This is a genomic window from Salinarchaeum sp. Harcht-Bsk1 (genome assembly GCF_000403645.1).
Lineage (GTDB): Archaea > Halobacteriota > Halobacteria > Halobacteriales > Salinarchaeaceae > Salinarchaeum.
Genome location: NC_021313.1, coordinates 215,886 through 233,907 on the forward strand (window position 1 = coordinate 215,886; position 18,022 = coordinate 233,907).

The 18,022-nt window shown below is 66.4% G+C and carries 18 protein-coding genes; 10 read left to right on the plus strand and 8 right to left on the minus strand.

Features of this window, described 5'->3' with window-relative positions:
- Window positions 1-101: 101 nt before the first annotated feature.
- Window positions 102-818 (plus strand): HAD family hydrolase, encoded by a 717-nt coding sequence (locus L593_RS01045; RefSeq protein ID WP_020445057.1) that lies wholly within the window; start codon window positions 102-104, stop codon window positions 816-818.
- A gap of 83 nt (window positions 819-901) precedes the next feature.
- On the opposite strand, the gene L593_RS01050 is transcribed toward L593_RS01045, so the two are convergent.
- Complete coding sequence (locus tag L593_RS01050; protein WP_020445058.1) at window positions 902-1,684, minus strand: SDR family NAD(P)-dependent oxidoreductase; 783 nt, start codon at window positions 1,682-1,684, stop codon at window positions 902-904.
- Window positions 1,685-1,904: 220 nt separating this feature from the next.
- Between L593_RS01050 and L593_RS01055 the strand changes: the two genes are divergently transcribed.
- From L593_RS01055 to L593_RS01080, 6 genes are all read left to right on the plus strand, one after another.
- Window positions 1,905-2,348, plus strand: a complete 444-nt coding sequence (locus tag L593_RS01055; protein ID WP_020445059.1) for a MaoC/PaaZ C-terminal domain-containing protein — start codon at window positions 1,905-1,907, stop codon at window positions 2,346-2,348.
- Window positions 2,349-2,678: 330 nt separating this feature from the next.
- Window positions 2,679-4,088 (plus strand): ABC transporter substrate-binding protein, encoded by a 1,410-nt coding sequence (locus L593_RS01060; RefSeq protein WP_236608591.1) that lies wholly within the window; start codon window positions 2,679-2,681, stop codon window positions 4,086-4,088.
- Window positions 4,089-4,094: 6 nt separating this feature from the next.
- On the plus strand, window positions 4,095-5,003 hold the full coding sequence (locus tag L593_RS01065) for a branched-chain amino acid ABC transporter permease (protein ID WP_020445061.1): 909 nt from the start codon (window positions 4,095-4,097) through the stop codon (window positions 5,001-5,003).
- Entirely contained in the window at window positions 4,996-6,123 is a 1,128-nt protein-coding gene (locus tag L593_RS01070; RefSeq protein WP_020445062.1) for a branched-chain amino acid ABC transporter permease, read from the plus strand. The genes L593_RS01065 and L593_RS01070 overlap by 8 nt, the downstream gene beginning before the upstream one ends.
- Window positions 6,120-6,884, plus strand: coding sequence for an ABC transporter ATP-binding protein (locus tag L593_RS01075; RefSeq protein ID WP_020445063.1), 765 nt, complete (start codon window positions 6,120-6,122; stop codon window positions 6,882-6,884). The genes L593_RS01070 and L593_RS01075 overlap by 4 nt, the downstream gene beginning before the upstream one ends.
- Window positions 6,881-7,600: an ABC transporter ATP-binding protein gene (locus tag L593_RS01080; protein ID WP_020445064.1), complete on the plus strand. Its 720-nt coding sequence runs from the start codon at window positions 6,881-6,883 to the stop codon at window positions 7,598-7,600. The genes L593_RS01075 and L593_RS01080 overlap by 4 nt, the downstream gene beginning before the upstream one ends.
- Before the next feature lie 58 nt (window positions 7,601-7,658).
- On the opposite strand, the gene L593_RS01085 is transcribed toward L593_RS01080, so the two are convergent.
- From L593_RS01085 to L593_RS01105, 5 genes are all read right to left on the minus strand, one after another.
- Window positions 7,659-8,798, minus strand: a complete 1,140-nt coding sequence (locus L593_RS01085; protein WP_020445065.1) for an acyl-CoA dehydrogenase family protein — start codon at window positions 8,796-8,798, stop codon at window positions 7,659-7,661.
- Window positions 8,799-8,896: 98 nt separating this feature from the next.
- Window positions 8,897-9,433, minus strand: coding sequence for a hypothetical protein (locus L593_RS01090; RefSeq protein WP_020445066.1), 537 nt, complete (start codon window positions 9,431-9,433; stop codon window positions 8,897-8,899).
- Between the two features lie 79 nt (window positions 9,434-9,512).
- On the minus strand, window positions 9,513-9,920 hold the full coding sequence (locus L593_RS01095) for an OB-fold domain-containing protein (RefSeq protein ID WP_020445067.1): 408 nt from the start codon (window positions 9,918-9,920) through the stop codon (window positions 9,513-9,515).
- Window positions 9,917-11,083: a propanoyl-CoA C-acyltransferase gene (locus tag L593_RS01100; protein ID WP_020445068.1), complete on the minus strand. Its 1,167-nt coding sequence runs from the start codon at window positions 11,081-11,083 to the stop codon at window positions 9,917-9,919. Before L593_RS01100 ends, L593_RS01095 begins: the two co-directional genes overlap by 4 nt.
- A 167-nt stretch (window positions 11,084-11,250) precedes the next feature.
- Entirely contained in the window at window positions 11,251-12,156 is a 906-nt protein-coding gene (locus L593_RS01105; RefSeq protein WP_020445069.1) for a helix-turn-helix domain-containing protein, read from the minus strand.
- Between the two features lie 109 nt (window positions 12,157-12,265).
- On the opposite strand from L593_RS01105, the gene rtcA reads away from it, so the two are divergent.
- Entirely contained in the window at window positions 12,266-13,318 is a 1,053-nt protein-coding gene (rtcA, locus tag L593_RS01110) for an RNA 3'-terminal phosphate cyclase (protein WP_020445070.1), read from the plus strand.
- Window positions 13,319-13,354: 36 nt separating this feature from the next.
- On the opposite strand, the gene L593_RS01115 is transcribed toward rtcA, so the two are convergent.
- Entirely contained in the window at window positions 13,355-15,070 is a 1,716-nt protein-coding gene (locus L593_RS01115; protein ID WP_020445071.1) for a glutamate--tRNA ligase, read from the minus strand.
- A gap of 146 nt (window positions 15,071-15,216) precedes the next feature.
- Between L593_RS01115 and L593_RS01120 the strand changes: the two genes are divergently transcribed.
- On the plus strand, window positions 15,217-16,281 hold the full coding sequence (locus L593_RS01120) for a Gfo/Idh/MocA family protein (protein WP_020445072.1): 1,065 nt from the start codon (window positions 15,217-15,219) through the stop codon (window positions 16,279-16,281).
- 51 nt (window positions 16,282-16,332) lie between these two features.
- On the opposite strand, the gene L593_RS01125 is transcribed toward L593_RS01120, so the two are convergent.
- Window positions 16,333-16,947 (minus strand): hypothetical protein, encoded by a 615-nt coding sequence (locus L593_RS01125; protein WP_049893746.1) that lies wholly within the window; start codon window positions 16,945-16,947, stop codon window positions 16,333-16,335.
- 87 nt (window positions 16,948-17,034) lie between these two features.
- Here L593_RS01125 and L593_RS01130 point away from each other — a divergent pair, with 87 nt between their 5' ends.
- Window positions 17,035-18,003, plus strand: a complete 969-nt coding sequence (locus L593_RS01130; protein ID WP_020445074.1) for a sugar phosphate isomerase/epimerase — start codon at window positions 17,035-17,037, stop codon at window positions 18,001-18,003.
- Window positions 18,004-18,022 lie beyond the last annotated feature (19 nt).

Below are 18,022 nucleotides of genomic sequence, written 5' to 3' on the forward strand. Positions count from 1 at the left end.
TCGTCGCCGATCGCGTCGCCTCCGCGTCGGGAGGGCCCACCCGTCGATAGACTCACCACCACGTCGATAGATTCACCACCTCGACCGACGAATGCTGCGTCGTGTCCGACGAACGTCACACCGCGTCCGGGAGCCCCGACGTCGAGGCTGTCTTCTGGGACATCGGTGGCGTCATCCTGGCGGCCGATTCCGTGCGGACTGCCCACCGGGCGTTCGTCGAGGAGCTCGTGACCGAGTATTCCACGAGCCACACCGCGGAGTCCGCGCTGGAGGTGTGGCGGACGACGGTCGGGGAGTACTTCCGGGAGCGCGACGGGACGGAGTTCCGGCCGGCGCGGAAGGCCTATCGACTCGCCATCGACGAGATCCTCGACGAGTCAGTCGAAGACGCGGAGTGGCGGCCGTCGTTTCGCGCCGTGCTCGAGGAACACGCTCGGCCGAACCCGGGGGCCGTCGAGGCGATCGAACGGCTCGCCGCCGCGCCCGTTCACCTGGGCGTGATCAGCGACGTGGACGAGGCCGAAGGGAGGCGGCTGCTCGAGACGTTCGGCGTGCTGGAGACGTTCGACTCCGTGACGACCTCCGAAGCAGTCGGCCGGACCAAGCCAGATCCCGCGATGTTCGAAACAGCGCTGGAGACGGCCGGCGTCGAGCCTTCCAGGGCCGCGATGATCGGGGACCGGTACGACCACGACGTGGCGGGCAGCGCCGAGGTAGGGATGACAGCCGTGGCCTACGGCGCCGATGACGGGCCGGCGGTCGATCACCGGATTGAGGAGCTCCGCGAACTCCCTGCATTGCTGGGGTTCGAGGACTGACGTCGCTCGACGTCGAGGGGCCCCTGGAGTGCGTGCGTGAGCCATCTTTGGGGACGCCACCCTTCTCAGACCGCTCCCCGTGTTCAGATCACGCCTTCGGAGATCCGGGGCACGCCAGCGATCCCGACCGTCTCGCCGACCATGTACGAGGAGGCCGGACTCGCGAGGAACTGCGCGAGGTCCGCGACCTCCTCGCTGCGTCCGATCGATCGATCGACCTCCGATCGGTCGACCTCCTCCGCGGTAATTCCCATCTGCGAGGCCACGCCTGGCGTCGCGACGAGCCCGGGCGCGATGCAGTTCACGCGCACGTCTCGATCGGCCCACTCCGCTGCGAGTGAGGAGGTGAGGTTGATCACGCCGGCCTTGGCGGCGCCATAGTGGCTCATGTGTGGGGAGCCATCCTGCCCGGCGATGCTGGCGAGGTTGATGACCGTTCCGCCGCCCTCGGCCAGCGCCTCGCCAGCGGCCTGGGTGCAGTGGTAGGTGCCCGTGAGATTGATGTCGACGATCGTCTGCCAGCCGTTCGGAGAGATGTCGTCGAATGCGGCCATGAAGCTCGCCCCTGCGTTGTTCACGAGGCAGTCGATGCCGCCGAATTGCTCGACCGTCGCGTCGACGAGCGCCTCGACAGCGTCGCGGTCGGTTACGTCACACTCGACGGCGAGGGCCTCACCCGGCCGGTCGCTCTCGGCAATTCCCTCCGCGACCGGATCCACGTTCTCCTGCTCGCGAGAGCAGACCACCACGTCGGCGCCGGCTGCGGCGAACTGTTCGGCGATCGCTCGCCCGATGCCGCTCGACGCGCCAGTCACGATCGCACGCTGCCCTTCGATTCCGAACCGCTCGGATGCGTCTTCGGCCATGCGGAGATCTACCACACACTGGAGTCGGCCCCAGCATAAAACCCGGCGTGCAGTGGGATCGAGCACCGCTCGATCCAACGGTCCGGACGCATCGAGTGTTACTGGGTACCACTGGGCGTGGAGTTATTGCACGCAAGGCCGTCCACCGAACCGTGACTCCAAGCGATCGCCGACGAGCGCCTGTGCAACCGACGGGGCCGACTCGACGGAGGACGAGAAAATGAGCGGTGGATACGACGCCGTCGAGGTCGGCGACACCGCAACGACCGCCGGACGGACCATCACCGAAGCCGACGTCGCGAACTTCGCCGGCGTGAGCGGCGACTTCAACCACCTCCATCTGGACGCGGAAACGATGGCTGCGACCGAGTACGGTGAGCGAATCGTCCACGGTGCGCTGGTGTTCTCCGTCGCGACGGGGCTGCTATGGCAGCACCGCGACGACGACATTCGCGAACACGTCGTCGCCTTCTACGGGGTGGACCGCCTCCGATTCGTCCGACCCTGCTTCATCGGCGACACGCTTCACGTCGTGCGTGAAGTCCTCGAGAAGGAGCGGCGTGAGCATCCAGTCGCAACGGGGATCGTTCGCTACGAGATAACTGTCCTGAACCAGCGGGACGAGACCGTGCTCGCCGCCGAGTTCCTGTCCCTCCTCCAGTAACTCCAGAGACGGTCGGTTGCGTGCCATTCGGGGCTTTGCCCGCCCAATCGAGTCGGGAACGCCAGCGTGGTGACCGGGTCATCGCGACGGCGAGGCTCGCGACCGTATCGAGCAGCAGCCTAGCGACGGTCTCGACCCCGAGAGAGTCGAGGTGCACGATTAGCATCCCGAGCGTCACGTGGAGACCAATGCGATCGATTGCTATCGACGGAAACTCCTATCAACTACACGAGGATGAACGGTATAATAGTTTCCCCCAAACGCAGTAAATTATACCACATATTTATCTATAAAGAACATGAACAAATGGTCGACACCCGAGTGTGAGACATGATGACAAGGCACAACGAACAGACCACAGGGGATCAGCACACTGACGAACAGACCACGGGAAGACGACCAACGGACGAGCGGAACGCGGACGGTAGCACAGGGGGAACGGGGTACGTCAGGCGGCGACACTTCCTGCAGACTGCTGGCGCCGCGGCAGTGACGTCGACGCTGGCCGGGTGCATCCCGGGCAGCGGGGACGGCGGCGACAACCTCGAAGGCCCGATTCGGATCGGCCACCTGGCGCCGTTACAGAACCCACTGGGGATCGGTTCTCGGCGGACCGCGACCATGGCCGTCGATCAGATCTCTGATGACGGCGGGATCATGGACGAGGAAGTCGAAGTCGTCCACGCGGACACCGGTGGGAACCCCGGAACCGCGCAGACGGAGGCCGAGCGACTCGTCGCGGAGGAGGACGTCGACGTCATCGTCGGCACGTTCGTCAGCGAAGTCACCCAGGCGATCATGGATTACGTCGCCCAGGAGGGCGTCCCGCTGATCGTGACGGGCTCCTCGGCACCGAGCACGGTGACGGACTTCATCGGCCAGGACTACGATCGGTACAAGAACTTCTTCCGCACGGGGCCGATCAACTCCACGTTCCAGGCGGAGGCGATGGTGGACTACGTCAACCACCTGAACGACCTCCACGGCTGGAGTTCGTTCGCAGTGGTAGCCGACGACGCAGCGTGGGTCGAGCCACACCTGAACGTCCTGCCCGACGCGCTGGAAGAGCAGGGGTACGATCTCGTGATGGAGCAGTCGCTCAACATCAACATCGACGACTTCAGCCCTGTCATCAACGACGTCGTCGAGTCCGACGCCGACGCGATGATCCGCTTCTTCGCGCATATCAACGCGGCTCCGCTGCTGGTCGAGCGGGCCCAGCGAGAGCTCACGTTTGGCATCGAGGGGATCCACGTCACGGGGATGCACCCTGCATTTGCCCAGTTGACCGAGGGGGCAGCGACCTACGAGACGACCTCCCAGTCCGGGGGCGGGGGGACGACGGACATCACGGAGAACACGATTCCGTTCGTCGAGTCCTACCGGGAGCGCTTCGCGGACAGCGACCCGCCGGTCGGCCACCCGATGTACATGGGGTTCAACACCTACGACGCGATCAACGTCTACAAGGCGGCGGTCGAGCGTGGCGGCACCTGGGACTACGGGAACGACCTCGACAGCATCGTCGACGCGATGCTCGCGACCGACCACACGGGCGTCGCGGGACAGATCCAGCTCTACGGCCCCGACGCCGAGTACCCTCACGACGCCAAGGAGACACGGGACGACGAAGGGACCATCTCGAACTTCCCGATCACGCAGTGGCAACCCCAGGGAGCGCTCGAGTGCGTCTATCCCGAACAACACGCAACTGCCGAACACATGGCTCCCCGCTGGTAGCCGCTGATGTTCAGCGGACTTCCAACGGTGCTGGTCAACGCGGCACTGATCAGTGCACTCTACGCCCTGATCGCGATCGGCTTCACGATGATCTTCGGCGTCGGGGGCGTGTTGAACCTGGCACACGGAGCCCTGCTGATGGCCGGCGCGTACGCGTACCTGCTGCTGGCCCGCGACACGATCTCGGTCCCAGTGTTCGAGTCGATGACGTTGCACCCACTGATCGCATTCCCGATCGCGGTCGTCACGGTGGCAGTGCTATCGTACCTGCTGTACGTCGTCATCGTCCAGTTCGTGGAGGACAATCCGATCGTCACCTTCCTGGCGACGATCGTCGTCGCCCTGGCAGCGACGGAGGTCGTGATCCACTACGCCGGTGCGTCGACCCACACGTACACGCTGATTCCGAGCGATCTGCTGCCGTCGACCGTCGGCTTCGGCCCCGTCGACGGAATCCTCACCGTCGACGTCGTCGGGTTCGTCGTCTCCTGGGTTGCCATTGGACTCCTGTGGCTCTACGTGACGAAGACCGACAGCGGGCGTGCGATTCGCGCGACGTCGATGACGGAACGTGGCGCGCGGCTCACGGGCGTCAACGTGCACGCGGTGCGAGCCCGGACCTGGCTCGTGGCGGGTGCACTCGCCGGGATCGGGGGCGTCTTCCTCGGTGCCTCCGCCTCCGCGACGCCCGGAATGTGGCTCCAGCCGCTCTCGCTCGCGTTCATCATCGTCGTCATCGGTGGGATCGGGTCGATCAAGGGATCGATCGTCGCCGCGTACCTGATCGGCTTTCTGCAGACGGGCGTGGGGGAGTACCTGGGGCAGAACTTCCGGGGAATCCTCTCGCTCGTCTTGCTCATCGCGGTGCTGTTCATGCTTCCGCAAGGACTGTTCGGGAGGGAGTTCCATGAGTAGTGACTCGGCGTTCGTCCGCGCGACCGACGCAGTGATGGCACAGCTCCGCACGAGGCTGCGACCGGTCTGGGACGCCATCTGCACGGTGCTCGCGCCGCTCGATCGGGCACTCCAGCCGGTCGCGGGCCTGTACAATCGGTCGCTGGGGCGCCACTTCGGGACGATGACTGGATTGCAGTTCGCCGTCATCACGCTCGGCTTCGCGATGATCGCGACGGTCCCGTTCTGGAGCCCGTTGTACAGTGAGACCCTGAACATCACGTTCGCGGTGGCGTCGATCTGGGCGATCTTCGCGATGAGCTGGGACATCCAGAGCGGCTACACCGGCTACATCAGCTTTGGACACTCCGTCCTCTCCGGTGCCGCCGGCTATACGATCGGCCTGCTGATCCTGCACTACGACCCCTCGATGGGGCCGTTGACGACGATCCCGATCGCCGTGCTGGCCTCCCTCGTGCTCGGGCTGGTGATCGCGGTGCCGTCGCTCCGGCTCCGCGGGCCGTACTTCTCGTTGATCACGCTGGTCGGGGTACTCCTCTTTACGAACCTCATCTTCGCGTTCAGCGAGTGGACCAACGGCGAGCTGGGCATCCACCAGGTGGACCCGTTCACCTACGAGCCCTGGGTCCGCTACTACTACATGGCGATCCCGATGCTCGCCATCGCGGTCGGGCTAACCTACGTCGCCCGGTCCAACGTCGGCATGGTGTTGTTGACGATCCGCGAGAACGAGCGAGCCGTCTCTTCGGCGGGGCTGGATCCGACGAAGTTCAAGATCTCGTCGTTCGTCCTCAGCTCGATTCCGATGGGAATCGGTGGCGCCCTGCTGGTCTACTACGGCAGGGCGATCAACCCGGTGAGCTTCGTCGAGATCTCCAACAGCATCGAGATCATCGCGCTCGCGGTGATCGGCGGGATGGGGTCGATTATCGGTCCGCTGTTTGGCTCCTTCCTCTTCTTCTTCCTCGAGGAGGAGTTCCTCCGGGACTTCATCGACGACTCCTCGACGCGAACCCTCGTGCTCTGGCTCTTCGTACTCGGCGTGCTCGTTTTCGCACGCAACGGCGTGTTCCGCGTCGTCTGGCACGGGCTCGGCGCCGTCCGGGGTGATTCGGAGTGACGCTCCTCGAGATCGACGGCCTGACGAAGCGGTTCGGCGGCCTCGTCGCCGTGGACGATCTATCCTTCTCCGTCGAGGAGGGCGAGATCGTGGGCCTGATCGGCCCGAACGGCTCCGGGAAGACGACGGTGTTCAACTGCATCATGAGCACGTACACGCCGACCGAGGGTCGAATCCAGTTCAATGGGCACGACGTCACGGACGACAAAACCTACCAGGTCGTCAACCACGGGCTCTCGCGCGTCTCACAGGAGTCCAACCCGATCGACCTCCTCTCCGTCGGCGCCAACATCAAGCTGTTCACGCTGCCAAACAGCTTCCTCGCCTGCGCGCTGCCCGACGCGATCCTCGCTCGGCGGAGTGACGGTGGTCCGGGGATCGTAGACCACGCGGAGCGCGTTGGGCTCGGGGACAAGATCGAGGAGACCCCGGACTCCCTCGCCCACGCCGACGTGCGGCGCCTCGAGATCGCAAAGGCGCTCGCGACCGATCCCGACATGCTGCTGCTCGACGAGCCCTTCGCCGGGATGAACCAGGCGGAGATCCGCGAGCTCTCCGAGCAGATCGAGCAGTTCCGCGAGGAGGGAATCACCATGATCGTCGTCGACCACAACATGCGCGGGCTGATGCAACTCGTGGACAGGGTCGTGGTGCTCTCTAGTGGGCAGAAGCTCGCGGAAGGGGAACCGGAGGAAATCGTCGACGACGAGGCCGTCCAGAAAGCCTATCTGGCCGGCGAACACGGAGGGATCCGGCAGTGACTGACGACCCGCTGCTTACGATCGACGACGTGAGCGTCTTCTACGGCAAGACGCAGGCGCTCTCGGGCGTGTCGGTAACGGTCGATCGCGGCGAGATCGTCGGCGTCATCGGCCCGAACGGCGCCGGGAAGACGACGCTGCTGGACGCCGTTGCCGGATTCAAGTCCTTCGGGGGATCGATTCGCTTCGACGGCATCGACATGGCCCGCGTCGGTGCACGGGGTGCCGTGAAGGAGGGCCTCGTCTACTGCACCGAGGACCGGGATCTCTTCCCCTTCTTCTCGGTCCACGAGAACCTCCTGATGGGCGCGCAGGCTCGCGACGATAGAGACGCCGTTCGCGACGACCTCGAGATGGTGTACGACCTGTTCCCCCGGCTCGAGGAGCGCCGCGAGCAGGAAGCCGAGACGATGAGTGGCGGCGAACAGCAGATGCTCGCCATCGGCCGAGCGCTCATGGGCGATCCGGAGCTGCTGATGCTCGACGAGCCGACGCTCGGCCTCGCACCCGTGATCGTCGACGACATCAGCGAGATCATGGAGCGACTCCAGGACGAGGGGCTCACGATCCTGCTCGCCGAACAGAACTCGACGTTCGCGCTCCGGCACGCCGAACGGCTCTCCCTGCTCGAGAACGGGGAGATCCAGCTTTCGGGCTCCGCTGCGGAGTTCAGCGACAACGAGTACGTTCGCGACGCCTACATCGGTATCCACTGAGTCGAAGGCGAACCCGATCGCGCGCGTTCTCTCTTGCTCGCTGGCGTTCTGTACCCGCTCAGAGAATCTGATCGGCGATGATGTTCTTCTGGATCTCCGAGGTACCCTCGTAAATCTTCGTGATCCGGGCGTCGCGGTAGTAGCGTTCCGCCGGATAGTCGGTGACGAATCCCGAGCCGCCGTGGACCTGGACGCCCTCGTCGGCCACGTTGACCGCGACCTCGCTCGCGAACAGTTTCGCCATGCTCGAGTACTTCGCTGCGACGTCCTGGTTGCCCTTCTCGATCTCGCTGGCTGCGCGGTAGGTCAGCGATCGCGCGGCCTCGACCTGCGTCGCCATGTCGGCGAGCTTGTGTTCGATCGCCTGGAACTCCTTGATCTTCTGCCCGAACTGCTCGCGCTCGTTGGCGTACTCCATCGCGGCGTCGAGGGCGCCCTGCGCGCAGCCGACCGCCTGGGCCGCGACGCCGGTTCTGCCCACCGCGAAGAACTCCATCAGCTGATAAAACCCGGCGTCGACCTCGCCGATGACGTTCTCCTCGGGGACGCGGACGTCGTCGAGGATCAGTTCGGCGAGGTCGGACGCCCGGATGCCGAGCTTGTTGTCGATCTTCTCCGCGGTGAATCCCTCGGTGTCGGTCGGAACGAGGAACGCGGTGATCCCCTTGTGACCCGCGTCGGGCGTCGTCTTCGCCATCACGACCGCGACGCCAGCGACGGTGCCGTTCGTGATCCACATCTTGTTCCCGTCGATGACCCACTCGTCGCCGTCCTTCTCGGCTGTCGTCTCCATCCCCGCGACGTCGGAGCCGTGGGCCGGCTCTGAGATCGCCGAGGCCGAAGCCGTCTCGCCCGCTGCGATTTGCGGGAGCCACTCCTCCTTCATCCACTCGTCGCCGAACCGGAGGATCATGTTCGTGCCGAAGGAGGCGCTGCCCACCGCGGAGCCGATCCCCGGGTCAGCTCGCCAGAGCTCTTCGGTCACGATCATCGACCCGAGCGCGTCCATTCCTGCGCCACCGTACTCCGGGGGGATACTGGAGCCGACGAAGTCGTACTCCGCGGCCTTCCGCCGGAGTTCCTCGGGATACTTCTTGTTGCGATCGTGTTCCGCGGCGACGGGTTCGATCTCGTTCTCGCCGAATTCACGGACGGCCGTGCGGATTGCCCGGTGTTCGTCTGACAGCCTGAACGTCATGTGGCAACAGTTGGCACGCAGTGACAAAGCTGCTTGGTCCGGTGAGATCGACCGGCCGTTCGCCGAGTGAGGTCGCTCGCTCCAGTCCCAAGCGCCGCTCACTCGAGGTCGCTGGAGAGCGGACCGCCGTCGCCGTCGAGCACTGGATCCCGACCGAGCAACAGCTCCAGAGCGATCCTGCCGTCGGTCTTGAACGGTTCGCCGCCGTCGGTCGGCACCGGACCGCGGAAGGGAGCCAGCGTCGAGAGCGCCTGGAGCGTACTGTAGGCAAAGGCGAAGAGGACGAGCCACTGGAGGAACGGACCGCGAACGAACTCCAGCGCGAACGCAGCAGTTACTGCGAGGAGGAGTGACGAAATCGGGCCACCGAGCGTCCCCGCGAAGACGGCCCACCGACCGGTTTGCACGTCCGTCACCACCGCGCCCTCAGTGATCGGCGAGCGTAATCCCGCAGGAGCGACCGTCAGCGTCAGGCTCCCGACCGACCCCGAGAGGCCACGCTTCCCGCCGACGAAGACCGCCGTCTCGTTCCCGAGAGCGAGCGGTACGATCGCGTGCCCCAGCTCGTGGAGGCCGACGAGCAGTGGCTCGACGACGAGGAGGAAGACGAGGATCGCGAGCAGCGCCGCGAGCATACCCCGAGAAGTGCACACCGTGCCGTAAGTCTTCGCGGCGGTCGTCGAACGGTCGGCAGCGCCGCAACGGCGACCCCAGTCAGATCGGCTCGAACCGGTAGCCGTCCCAGTCCTGGGCGCTTTCGGCGTCCTTGATCCCGACGCCGGGTTCGCGGAGTTCCTCGACGTACACGGGGCGGACCTCGTCGCCGGATTCGACCTCGTCGGTGGTCAACTGGCCGAGGGCGCGGACGGACTCGCCGTCGACGTCGAACTCGACGATCGCGAGGTGGTTCGGCTGGCGAACGCCGGGCGGCGTGGCCGTGCTCGTCGTCCAGGTGACGACCTCGGCGGTGTAGTCGGCGAGGTCGATCTCCTCAGCGGGCTCGGTGCCCTCCGGACCGATCGAGTGTCCGGGGTAGGTGATCGCACCGCTCTCGTACCGCGTCGCCGCGAGCGGTGGCTGTGCCGGCTCGGTTGTGCCGTCTGTACTGAGATCGTCGTTCATGCCGCCTCACCTCCCGATTCCATGATGGTCGTAATCACGCAGTTCCCGAAGCCGCCGACGTTGCACGCGAGCCCGACGTCGGCCTCGACCTGCCGCGGGCCGGCTTCGCCGACGAGCTGTTCGTAGATCTCGACGCCCTGCGCGACGCCGCTCGCGCCGAGGGGATGGCCCTTGGACTTGAGGCCGCCGGAGGTATTGATCGGGAGCGCGCCGTCCTTCTCGGTGCGGCCCTCCTCGACGTGTTTCCAGGCCTCGCCCGGTTCGGTGAATCCGAGGCCCTCCATCTGGAGGAACTCGAGGATGGTGAACATGTCGTGGAGTTCGGCGACGTCGACGTCGTCGGGGTCGAGCCCGGCCATCTCGTAGGCCGCATCGCTGCTGTCGACGACGCCGCCCATCGTCGTCGGATCGTCGCGTTCGTGGACGACGTGGGTGTCAGTCGCGCCGGCGACGCCCGAAATGACAGCGTACTCGTCTGTGTACTCCGCGGCGACCGATTCGGGACAGAGCATGAGCGCCGCGGAGCCGTCCGTGATCGGGCAGAAGTCGTAGAGCCGGAGCGGATCCGCGACGATCGGGGATTCGAGGACCGTCTCGAGGTCGACCTCCTTCTGGAACTGCGCGTGGGGGTTGTCGACGCCGTTCTTGTGATTCTTGACCGCGACCTTCGCGAGGCTCTCGCGGGGCGCGTCGTACTTCTCGAGGTAGTGCCGGGCGGTCATGCCGGCGAAGGAGGGCAGGGTGACGCCGTGCTTGTACTCGGCGGGGTGCGTGATCGAGGCGATCACGTCCGTGGCCTCGCCGGTCGTCCTGTGGGTCATCTTCTCGCCGCCGACGAGCAGCGTCATGTCGCTCGCGCCGGAGGCGACGGACTGCCAGGCGGCGTAGATGCCGGCACCGCCGGAGGAAGAGGTCTGGTCGATTCGCTGGCTGTACGCCGGCATGAGTCCGAGGTCGTGCGCGAGCGCGTTCATGATGCCCGTCTGTCCCTCGAACTCGCCGCTCGACATGTTCGAAGTGTAGACGTGCTCGACGTCGCCCGGATCGACGCCCGCGTCCTCGAGGCACTCCTTGCCGGCCTGCGCGAGGAGTTCCTGGATCCAGGCGTCGCGCTCGCCGAACTTCGTCATCGACGCGCCGACGACGGCGACTCGTTCGTCCATGGGAACGGATGCGGTCGGCCCCGTCTTATAGACACCCGAAATCCGTGCGAACGAAGGCGGCGACTACGCGGGTGAGCAGGTGCATACCAATCCAGGTCCAGCGAGAACCTGGACACATTTCGCCACGCCGTGGCGCGCTCGGGGACCTCCAGAGCGGGCGGTCGTGCCTAGACGTCCTCGCGAACCTCGGTCTCGATTACGTCGAGGTCGCCGTCCATCGTGACGTGGAGTTCGTCGCCGTCGATCGCAGCGACGAGTTCGATGCGGACCGGATCCTCGCTGACGAGTTCGGTCGGTTCGCTCCCGACGCACCACGGGAGCGTCCAGTACGGCTGCTCGTCCAGATGCACCCCGCGCTCGCGGTGGAAGCTGACGACCGCGGAGTGATCGAGCAGGCGGAGCCCCGGCGCGGAGCAGAGTTCGTGTCCGCACTGCTCGCACTCGTGCTCGACGCGGACGGGGATGCCGAGACAGCAATCGCCACCCTGTTCGATCGTGTGGGTCATCCGACCGCTGCACTCGGGGCAGACGCCGTCGGCGGAGAGACAGTGGAGGTGACGGACGCGCTGGTCGAAGGCGTCAGCGATCTCTGCGGGCGTGCGGTCGGTCAGCCCCCCCGGCGGAAAGTCGTAGTCGCCGTGTTTGTGTCCACAGTCGACGCACTCGATGGCGAGGCGCTCGTCCTCGTAGACGCCCTGGAGCGCCGATCCACAGGCGAAACACTCGCCCTCGACGGGGAACGGCTCGACGTCGGGCTTCTCGGTGATCGATCCGGCGATGACTGCCGTAACGACCTTCTCACCGGCGTGCTGGAGCTCGTACCCGTCTTCGACCTTGCGAACGAAGTGGTCCGTGAGCTGGCCGAGGTGGTAGTTGAACTGGGCGCTGTCTCGCATCCCAACGTCCCGACGGAGGTCGGAGAAGCTGACCGCGTCGGCGTCGGTCTGCCAGAGCGCTTCGAGGATGGAGAGCCGCGTGTCGTTGCCGATCACGGAGAACGCCTCGGCGGGATCGACGCAGTCGACGCACTGCAACATCCCGTCGTCGGCGTCGACGCTATCGTGCTGGCTCATACGATACAGTAGCACAGATATCGGGAAAAACGTTCGCAGAAACCCATTTTTGTAAATCGGTTGATAGCATACGCCGTCTATTTTTACCGGCTACTGCCCTACACGGACCGTGATTCGAATCGACGGCGCCGACGCCGGTGGGCAACTGCTCCGGTCCACGCTCGCGCTCTCTGCGCTGACCCAGGAGGCGGTGCGGATCGAACAGGTCCGCGGCGCGCGCTCGACGCCAGGCGTCCGGCCCCAGCACCTCGCCGCGATCGAGGCGCTCGCCTCGGTCACGGACGCGGTCGTCGACGGCGCCGAGGTCGGCGCCGACGTCGTCACGTTCGACCCGGATCCGGTCAGCGGCGGACAGCTCTCGATCGACGTCGGGACGGCGGGCAGCGCGTCTCTCGTCGTCGACGCCCTCCTGCCGCTCGCCGCCGCACTCGACGAGCATCTCGCGGTGAGGGTCGGCGGCGGAACCGACGTCAAGTGGTCGCCGCCGCTGGACGCGCACCTGCTCGCAAAGCTGCCGTTGCTCCGCAGCCACGGCTGGGGCGTGGCGCTCGAGTGTCACCGACGGGGGTTCTACCCCGAGGGCGACGGCGACGTGACGTTACACCTCTTTCCGTCGACGCCGGCGCCGTTCAGGCTTGCCGAGCGCGGACCGATCGAACGCACGACGATCCGCTCGGTCGCAACCGACGATCTCGCGGACGGCGACGTCGCTCGGCGCCAGGTGACCGCGGCGTCGAGTCGACTCGCCGAGGCGGGCTACGAGGTCGACAGTACGATCGTCGAGTCCGTCAGTGCACCGTCGACCGGAACGGCGATCGTCGCCGTCTCGGCGTTCGATTGCGGCGTCTGCTGTGGGGACGCCCTGGGCAAGCAGGGTCGCCCAGCCGAGGTAGTGGGCGAGGGCGCTGCCGAATCGTTACTCGACGCGATCGACGGGCCGGGTGCGGTGGACGCCCACCTCGGGGATCAACTCCTGCTCCCGCTCGTGGTGGCCGGTGGCAAACTCCGGATCCCCGAACGCACCGACCACGTGGAGACGAGTCTGGCGCTCCTCGCGTCGTTCGGACTGGCCCCAGCAGCCCACTCGGACGGCCCGGGCGGGCCGCTGCTCGAGGCGGATTCGGGAGCGGTAGCGGATCGGCTGGGTAACGGAGGGCACTGAGTCCTCGCCCACGGGGAGTCGCCGAACGAACGCGGGCTACTCGTGGGAGAAGTACGCGACCGTCTCCGCGTCGTCGTGGCGGTCGATCCGCGCGAAGCCGACGCGCTCGAACTGGACGACCTCGTCGGGATCGAGGTCCGCGACCTGGGGCTCTGCGCGGCCCTGCACGTCGCCGTCAGGTGTCCGCAGCCGGCAGGGGATCGATTGGCTGCCGGGAACCCAGTGGATCACGTCCACCTCGCCGGATTTCACGACGTCGATGGAATCGCCCGTGAACTGGAACGCGTCGCGAATATTCTCGACGCAGCCCAGGCCCTTCAGCCAGACGCGCTGGCCGTGGCCGGGCAGGTCGTCGGCCTCGATCATCACGGTATCGCCGACGGGGATGGAGCGGGCACCGCGCTCCTCGAAGTCGGGATGGAGTGGCGGATTCGCCTCGTCGGGACCGCCAGTGAGCGGGACTTCGAGGCCGTCGCGGACGAGGAAGTAGCGGTCGGACTCGTCGTCGATCAGTTCGCGGTTGTTGGCGTAGATGGTGCTCATCGCGAGGTCGACGTTCGACGTCGAGGTGCCGAGTCCGGCCATCGCCTCCACGATCGCTTGCCCCCGAATCCCGCGTCGTCGGAGACTCTTGAGCGTCGGCGCGCGCGGGTCGTCCCAGCCGTCGAGTTCGCCCTCGACGATCAGCTGCTTGATCGAGGAGGTGCTCATCGGCACGTCGTAGGCGTCGACCTGCACGTGGCCCCAGTGGATCACTTCGGGGTAGTCCCAGCCGAAGTACTCGTAGACGAAGCGCTGTTTCTTCGCGGAGTCCTGGAGGTCGATGCCGCGGATGATGTGGGTGACGCCGAGTTCGTGGTCGTCGATCCCCGACTGGAAGTCGAGCATCGGCCAGCAGCGGTACTCGGCTGCTTCCTCGCGAGGGTGCGGGGTATCGACCATCCGGAAGGCGACGAAGTCCCGGAGCGCGGGGTTCTTGTGCTCGATGTCGGTCCGCACGCGCAGGACCTTCTCCCCCGCGGAGTACTCGCCATCGACCATCGCTTCGAAGTCCGCGAGCGTCTCGTCGGGGTCCTGATCGCGGTGGGGGCAGGCCTCGCCCGAGTTCTTCAGTTCCGAGAACTCCTCGCCGGAACAGGAGCAGGTGTAGGCTCCGCCGGCCTCGATCAACTCCCGGGCGTGCCCGTAGTAGGTCTCCATCCGGTCGGAGGCGCGATAGACTGCGTCGGGTTCGAAGCCGAGGTACTCGACGTCCTCGAGGATCGCGTCGTATGCCGAGAGATCGGGCCGTTTCGTCTCGGGGTCCGTGTCGTCGAAGCGCACGCAGAACCACCCGTCGTAGCGCTCGGCGTACTCGCCGATGACGGCGGGCATTCGGGCGTGGCCGATGTGCCAGGGCCCGTTGGGGTTCGGCGCCGCGCGCATCCGGATCTGGTCGTACTCGTCGGCGTTCGGCAGGTCGGGAAGCGCGTGCTCCTCGCCCTCGTCCTCGGCCTCGATATCGGCGAGCGCCTCGGGATCGAGTTCGGCGAGACGCTCCCGACGAGCCTCGTGGTCGAGATCACCGATTTCCGCGACGACCTGGCCGACGACGCCCGGGACCTCGTCCCCGTGCTCGCGGAACTCCGGATGGTCGCCCATCAGTGGCCCCATGATCGGGCCGACCTCGGGGTCGCTCTCGTGCTTGACCGCGTTGATCAGTGCGTGGGTCTCGGCGGCCGCACGCACCCGATCGCGAAGATCCTCGTCCATTGGCGGTTGCTTCTTTCGGCGGGTTCAAAACGACGCCGGTGTCCGGCCGGGTGGCACCCGTGGCGACGCGGGCCGCAGCGTCGCAACTCACCCCACGGACCTTCCGAGGTCGCAACGGTTATTCGAGTGCTCGCTCACCCGCGGACATGGACCAGGATACCCCCCGAATCGGTTTCGTCGGGCTCGGCAACATGGCCCGGCACCACGTGGACAACCTCCTCGATCAGGACGTCGAGATCGCAGCGGGCGTCGACGTCGTCCCGGAGGCGCGCGAAGCCTTCGCCGACGACTTCGGCGCCGAGACGTTCGAGGACGTCGACGCGATGTGCGAGGTCGTCGACGCCGCGTTCGTCGTCACGCCCAATCGCTTCCACGAGGACGCTGCCGTCACGATCCTCGAGAACGACGTCGCACTGTACCAGGAGAAGCCCCTCGCGCACACGCTCGAGAGCGCCGAACGGATCGCCAACGCCGCGGCGGACTCTGACGCGATCGCGATGGTGGGTCTTCACAACCGGTTCAACGGCGGCGCCGAGGTCCTCGACGCCTATCGGCAGGAGGGCCGCTTTGGCGACGTCAGTCACGTCGAGATCGAGTACGTCCGCCGTCGCGGGATCCCGGCGATCGGCACGTGGTTCACAGACAAGTCAACGGCCGGCGGCGGGTCACTGATCGACATCGGCGTCCACGCGATCGACCTGGGGCTCCACCTCGCTGGCCACCCCGACGTGGTCGAGGTCTCCGGTACTGCACGCAGTGAGTTCGGCGACCGCGACGACACCGCCGACATGGACATCTGGGGCACGCCGGATCCGGACGGCGTCTTCGACGTCGACGACTCCGCGAGCGCCTTCTTCCGTGGCGACGACGGCACGACGTTCTCGCTCGAGGTCGCCTGGGCCTCGAACCGCGAACCCGCCCAGTCCGTGACCGTCCGTGGCGACGACGGCGGTGCGACCCTCGATCTCAGTTCCGGCGAGACGACGATCTACGAGGACGGGACCGCGGGCATCGACCACGTCTCCGACGCCGCAATCGAGACCAAGAGCCGCGACGCGCACGCCGCATGCCAGCGTGCCTTCCTCGAGGGACTTCGTACGGGCGAGCAGCCCGAGCGAAACACGGTAGAACAGGCCCTGACCGTCCAGCAGGTCATCGACGGCATCTACCGGTCGAGCGAGGCAGACGCCGCCGTCCGCCTGGACGAGTAGTCGACAATCATTTCCTTTTACGGGTAGCGGGCGACCATCACGCGGCGTCGCTCACGATTCGATCGAGAAGGTCGCGGATTCGGTCGCTTCCGTCTCCGACACGCGATCCGTGAGGGTGACCGTCGTCTCGTGCTCCCCGGGCGTCGGCGTTCCCGCGTGGAGGACATCGGTAGCGACGAAGAAGGAATCGAGCTGTCGCACGGAGAGCGTCGGCTGGAACTCGTCGGTCGATTCGGCGACGAGCGAGCCGTCGGGCGCCTCGACCCGGAGTCGCTGGCGGAGATCCACGTCGACGATCGTCTCCTCCTCGCCTGCCGATCCACCGTCGTCACCTCCCGCCGACGAGGATTCGTCCCCGGTCTGCTCGCTCTGATTCGCTGCATCGGATTCGACGACGGGCTCACCCGAGACGTCGGACACCGCCAGGTAAACCCAAACGACGTCGTTGGGCCCGTACACCGAGTCGGGCTGGGGTTCGTACGCTGCGTAGCCGTCGGGCCGTCCGGCGGCGAAGGCGAGTTCGTCGATGGAGACCGGCCCACGACTCGACGGATCGTCGTCTCCGCCACCGCCCGAACAGCCCGCGAGCGACGCGACGAGGGCACTGCCACCGGCCACCAGTGCGTCTCGACGCGTGATCCTCGCCCGCCGGGCCCCGCGTTGCATGGCACCCGATTCGGCCCGGCGAGGAAAAAGGGGTTCGGGGCTGCCGGCCCCGTGGGCTTTAACCGAGCACTCGATGAATTTCCCCACATGGAAATCGGCGTACTCACCGTCCCACTCGGTGACCAGGACCGCAGGGAAGCCTTCGAGTATCTCGCAGACGTCGGCGTCGACGCGGTCGAACTGGGCGCTGGCGGCTGGCCGGGACAGGACCACCTCCACCGGGAGAGCCTCCTCGAGGACGCCGACGAGCGACAGCAACTCCTCGACGACGCGGCGGAGTACGACCTCACGATCAGCGCGCTGGCCACGCACAACAACCCACTCCATCCCGAGGAGGCGCGAGCCAACGAGGCCGACCGCGAACTGCGCGAGGCGATCGAACTCGCCGGGATGCTCGACGTCGAGGCCGTCACCTGCTTCTCGGGACTCCCAGCCGGTGCGCCCGGCGACTCGACGCCGAACTGGATCACCGCGCCCTGGCCCGACGAGCACGCCGAGGCCCACGAGTACCAGTGGGAGGAGGTCGCGATTCCGTACTGGGAGGAGATCGGCGAGCACGCCCAGGAACACGACGTGAAGGTCGCCATCGAGATGCACCCCAACATGCTCGTCTACGAGCCGCGGGGAATGTTGAAGCTACGCGACGCCGCCAACCCCTGGATCGGCGCGAACTTCGATCCCTCCCACCTCTACTGGCAGGGAATCGACGTCACCGAGGCGATCCGGCTGCTCGGCGAAGAAGATGCCATCCACCACTTCCATGCCAAGGACACGAAGGTCTACGACGCGAACGCCCGCGAGAAGGGCGTCCTCGACACGAACGCCTACACCGACGAGCCGAACCGATCCTGGATGTTCCGCTCGATCGGGTACGGCCACGGCGAGGAGCACTGGAAGGACGTCGTCTCCACGCTCCGGATGATGGGTTACGAGGGCGCACTCTCGATCGAGCACGAGGACTCTCTAACGTCCGGCCGCGAGGGGCTGGAGCGGGCCGTCGACGTGCTCCAGCGCGCGGTGTTCGAGACCGAGCCTGGCGACGCGTACTGGGCCTGAACCGCGACCATTCGAGCAG

What these genes read in the sequence shown, in the direction of transcription:
- L593_RS01060 (WP_236608591.1), top strand. Translation starts at nt 2,679, where the DNA reads ATGATGACAAGGCACAACGAACAGACCACAGGGGATCAGCACACTGAC.
- L593_RS01090 (WP_020445066.1), bottom strand. Translation starts at nt 9,433, where the DNA reads ATGCTCGCGGCGCTGCTCGCGATCCTCGTCTTCCTCCTCGTCGTCGAG.
- L593_RS01070 (WP_020445062.1), top strand. Translation starts at nt 4,996, where the DNA reads ATGAGTAGTGACTCGGCGTTCGTCCGCGCGACCGACGCAGTGATGGCA.
- L593_RS01065 (WP_020445061.1), top strand. Translation starts at nt 4,095, where the DNA reads ATGTTCAGCGGACTTCCAACGGTGCTGGTCAACGCGGCACTGATCAGT.
- L593_RS01085 (WP_020445065.1), bottom strand. Translation starts at nt 8,798, where the DNA reads ATGACGTTCAGGCTGTCAGACGAACACCGGGCAATCCGCACGGCCGTC.
- L593_RS01095 (WP_020445067.1), bottom strand. Translation starts at nt 9,920, where the DNA reads ATGAACGACGATCTCAGTACAGACGGCACAACCGAGCCGGCACAGCCA.
- L593_RS01100 (WP_020445068.1), bottom strand. Translation starts at nt 11,083, where the DNA reads ATGGACGAACGAGTCGCCGTCGTCGGCGCGTCGATGACGAAGTTCGGC.
- L593_RS01105 (WP_020445069.1), bottom strand. Translation starts at nt 12,156, where the DNA reads ATGAGCCAGCACGATAGCGTCGACGCCGACGACGGGATGTTGCAGTGC.
- L593_RS01050 (WP_020445058.1), bottom strand. Translation starts at nt 1,684, where the DNA reads ATGGCCGAAGACGCATCCGAGCGGTTCGGAATCGAAGGGCAGCGTGCG.
- L593_RS01115 (WP_020445071.1), bottom strand. Translation starts at nt 15,070, where the DNA reads ATGGACGAGGATCTTCGCGATCGGGTGCGTGCGGCCGCCGAGACCCAC.
- L593_RS01125 (WP_049893746.1), bottom strand. Translation starts at nt 16,947, where the DNA reads ATGCAACGCGGGGCCCGGCGGGCGAGGATCACGCGTCGAGACGCACTG.
- L593_RS01055 (WP_020445059.1), top strand. Translation starts at nt 1,905, where the DNA reads ATGAGCGGTGGATACGACGCCGTCGAGGTCGGCGACACCGCAACGACC.
- L593_RS01120 (WP_020445072.1), top strand. Translation starts at nt 15,217, where the DNA reads ATGGACCAGGATACCCCCCGAATCGGTTTCGTCGGGCTCGGCAACATG.
- L593_RS01130 (WP_020445074.1), top strand. Translation starts at nt 17,035, where the DNA reads ATGGAAATCGGCGTACTCACCGTCCCACTCGGTGACCAGGACCGCAGG.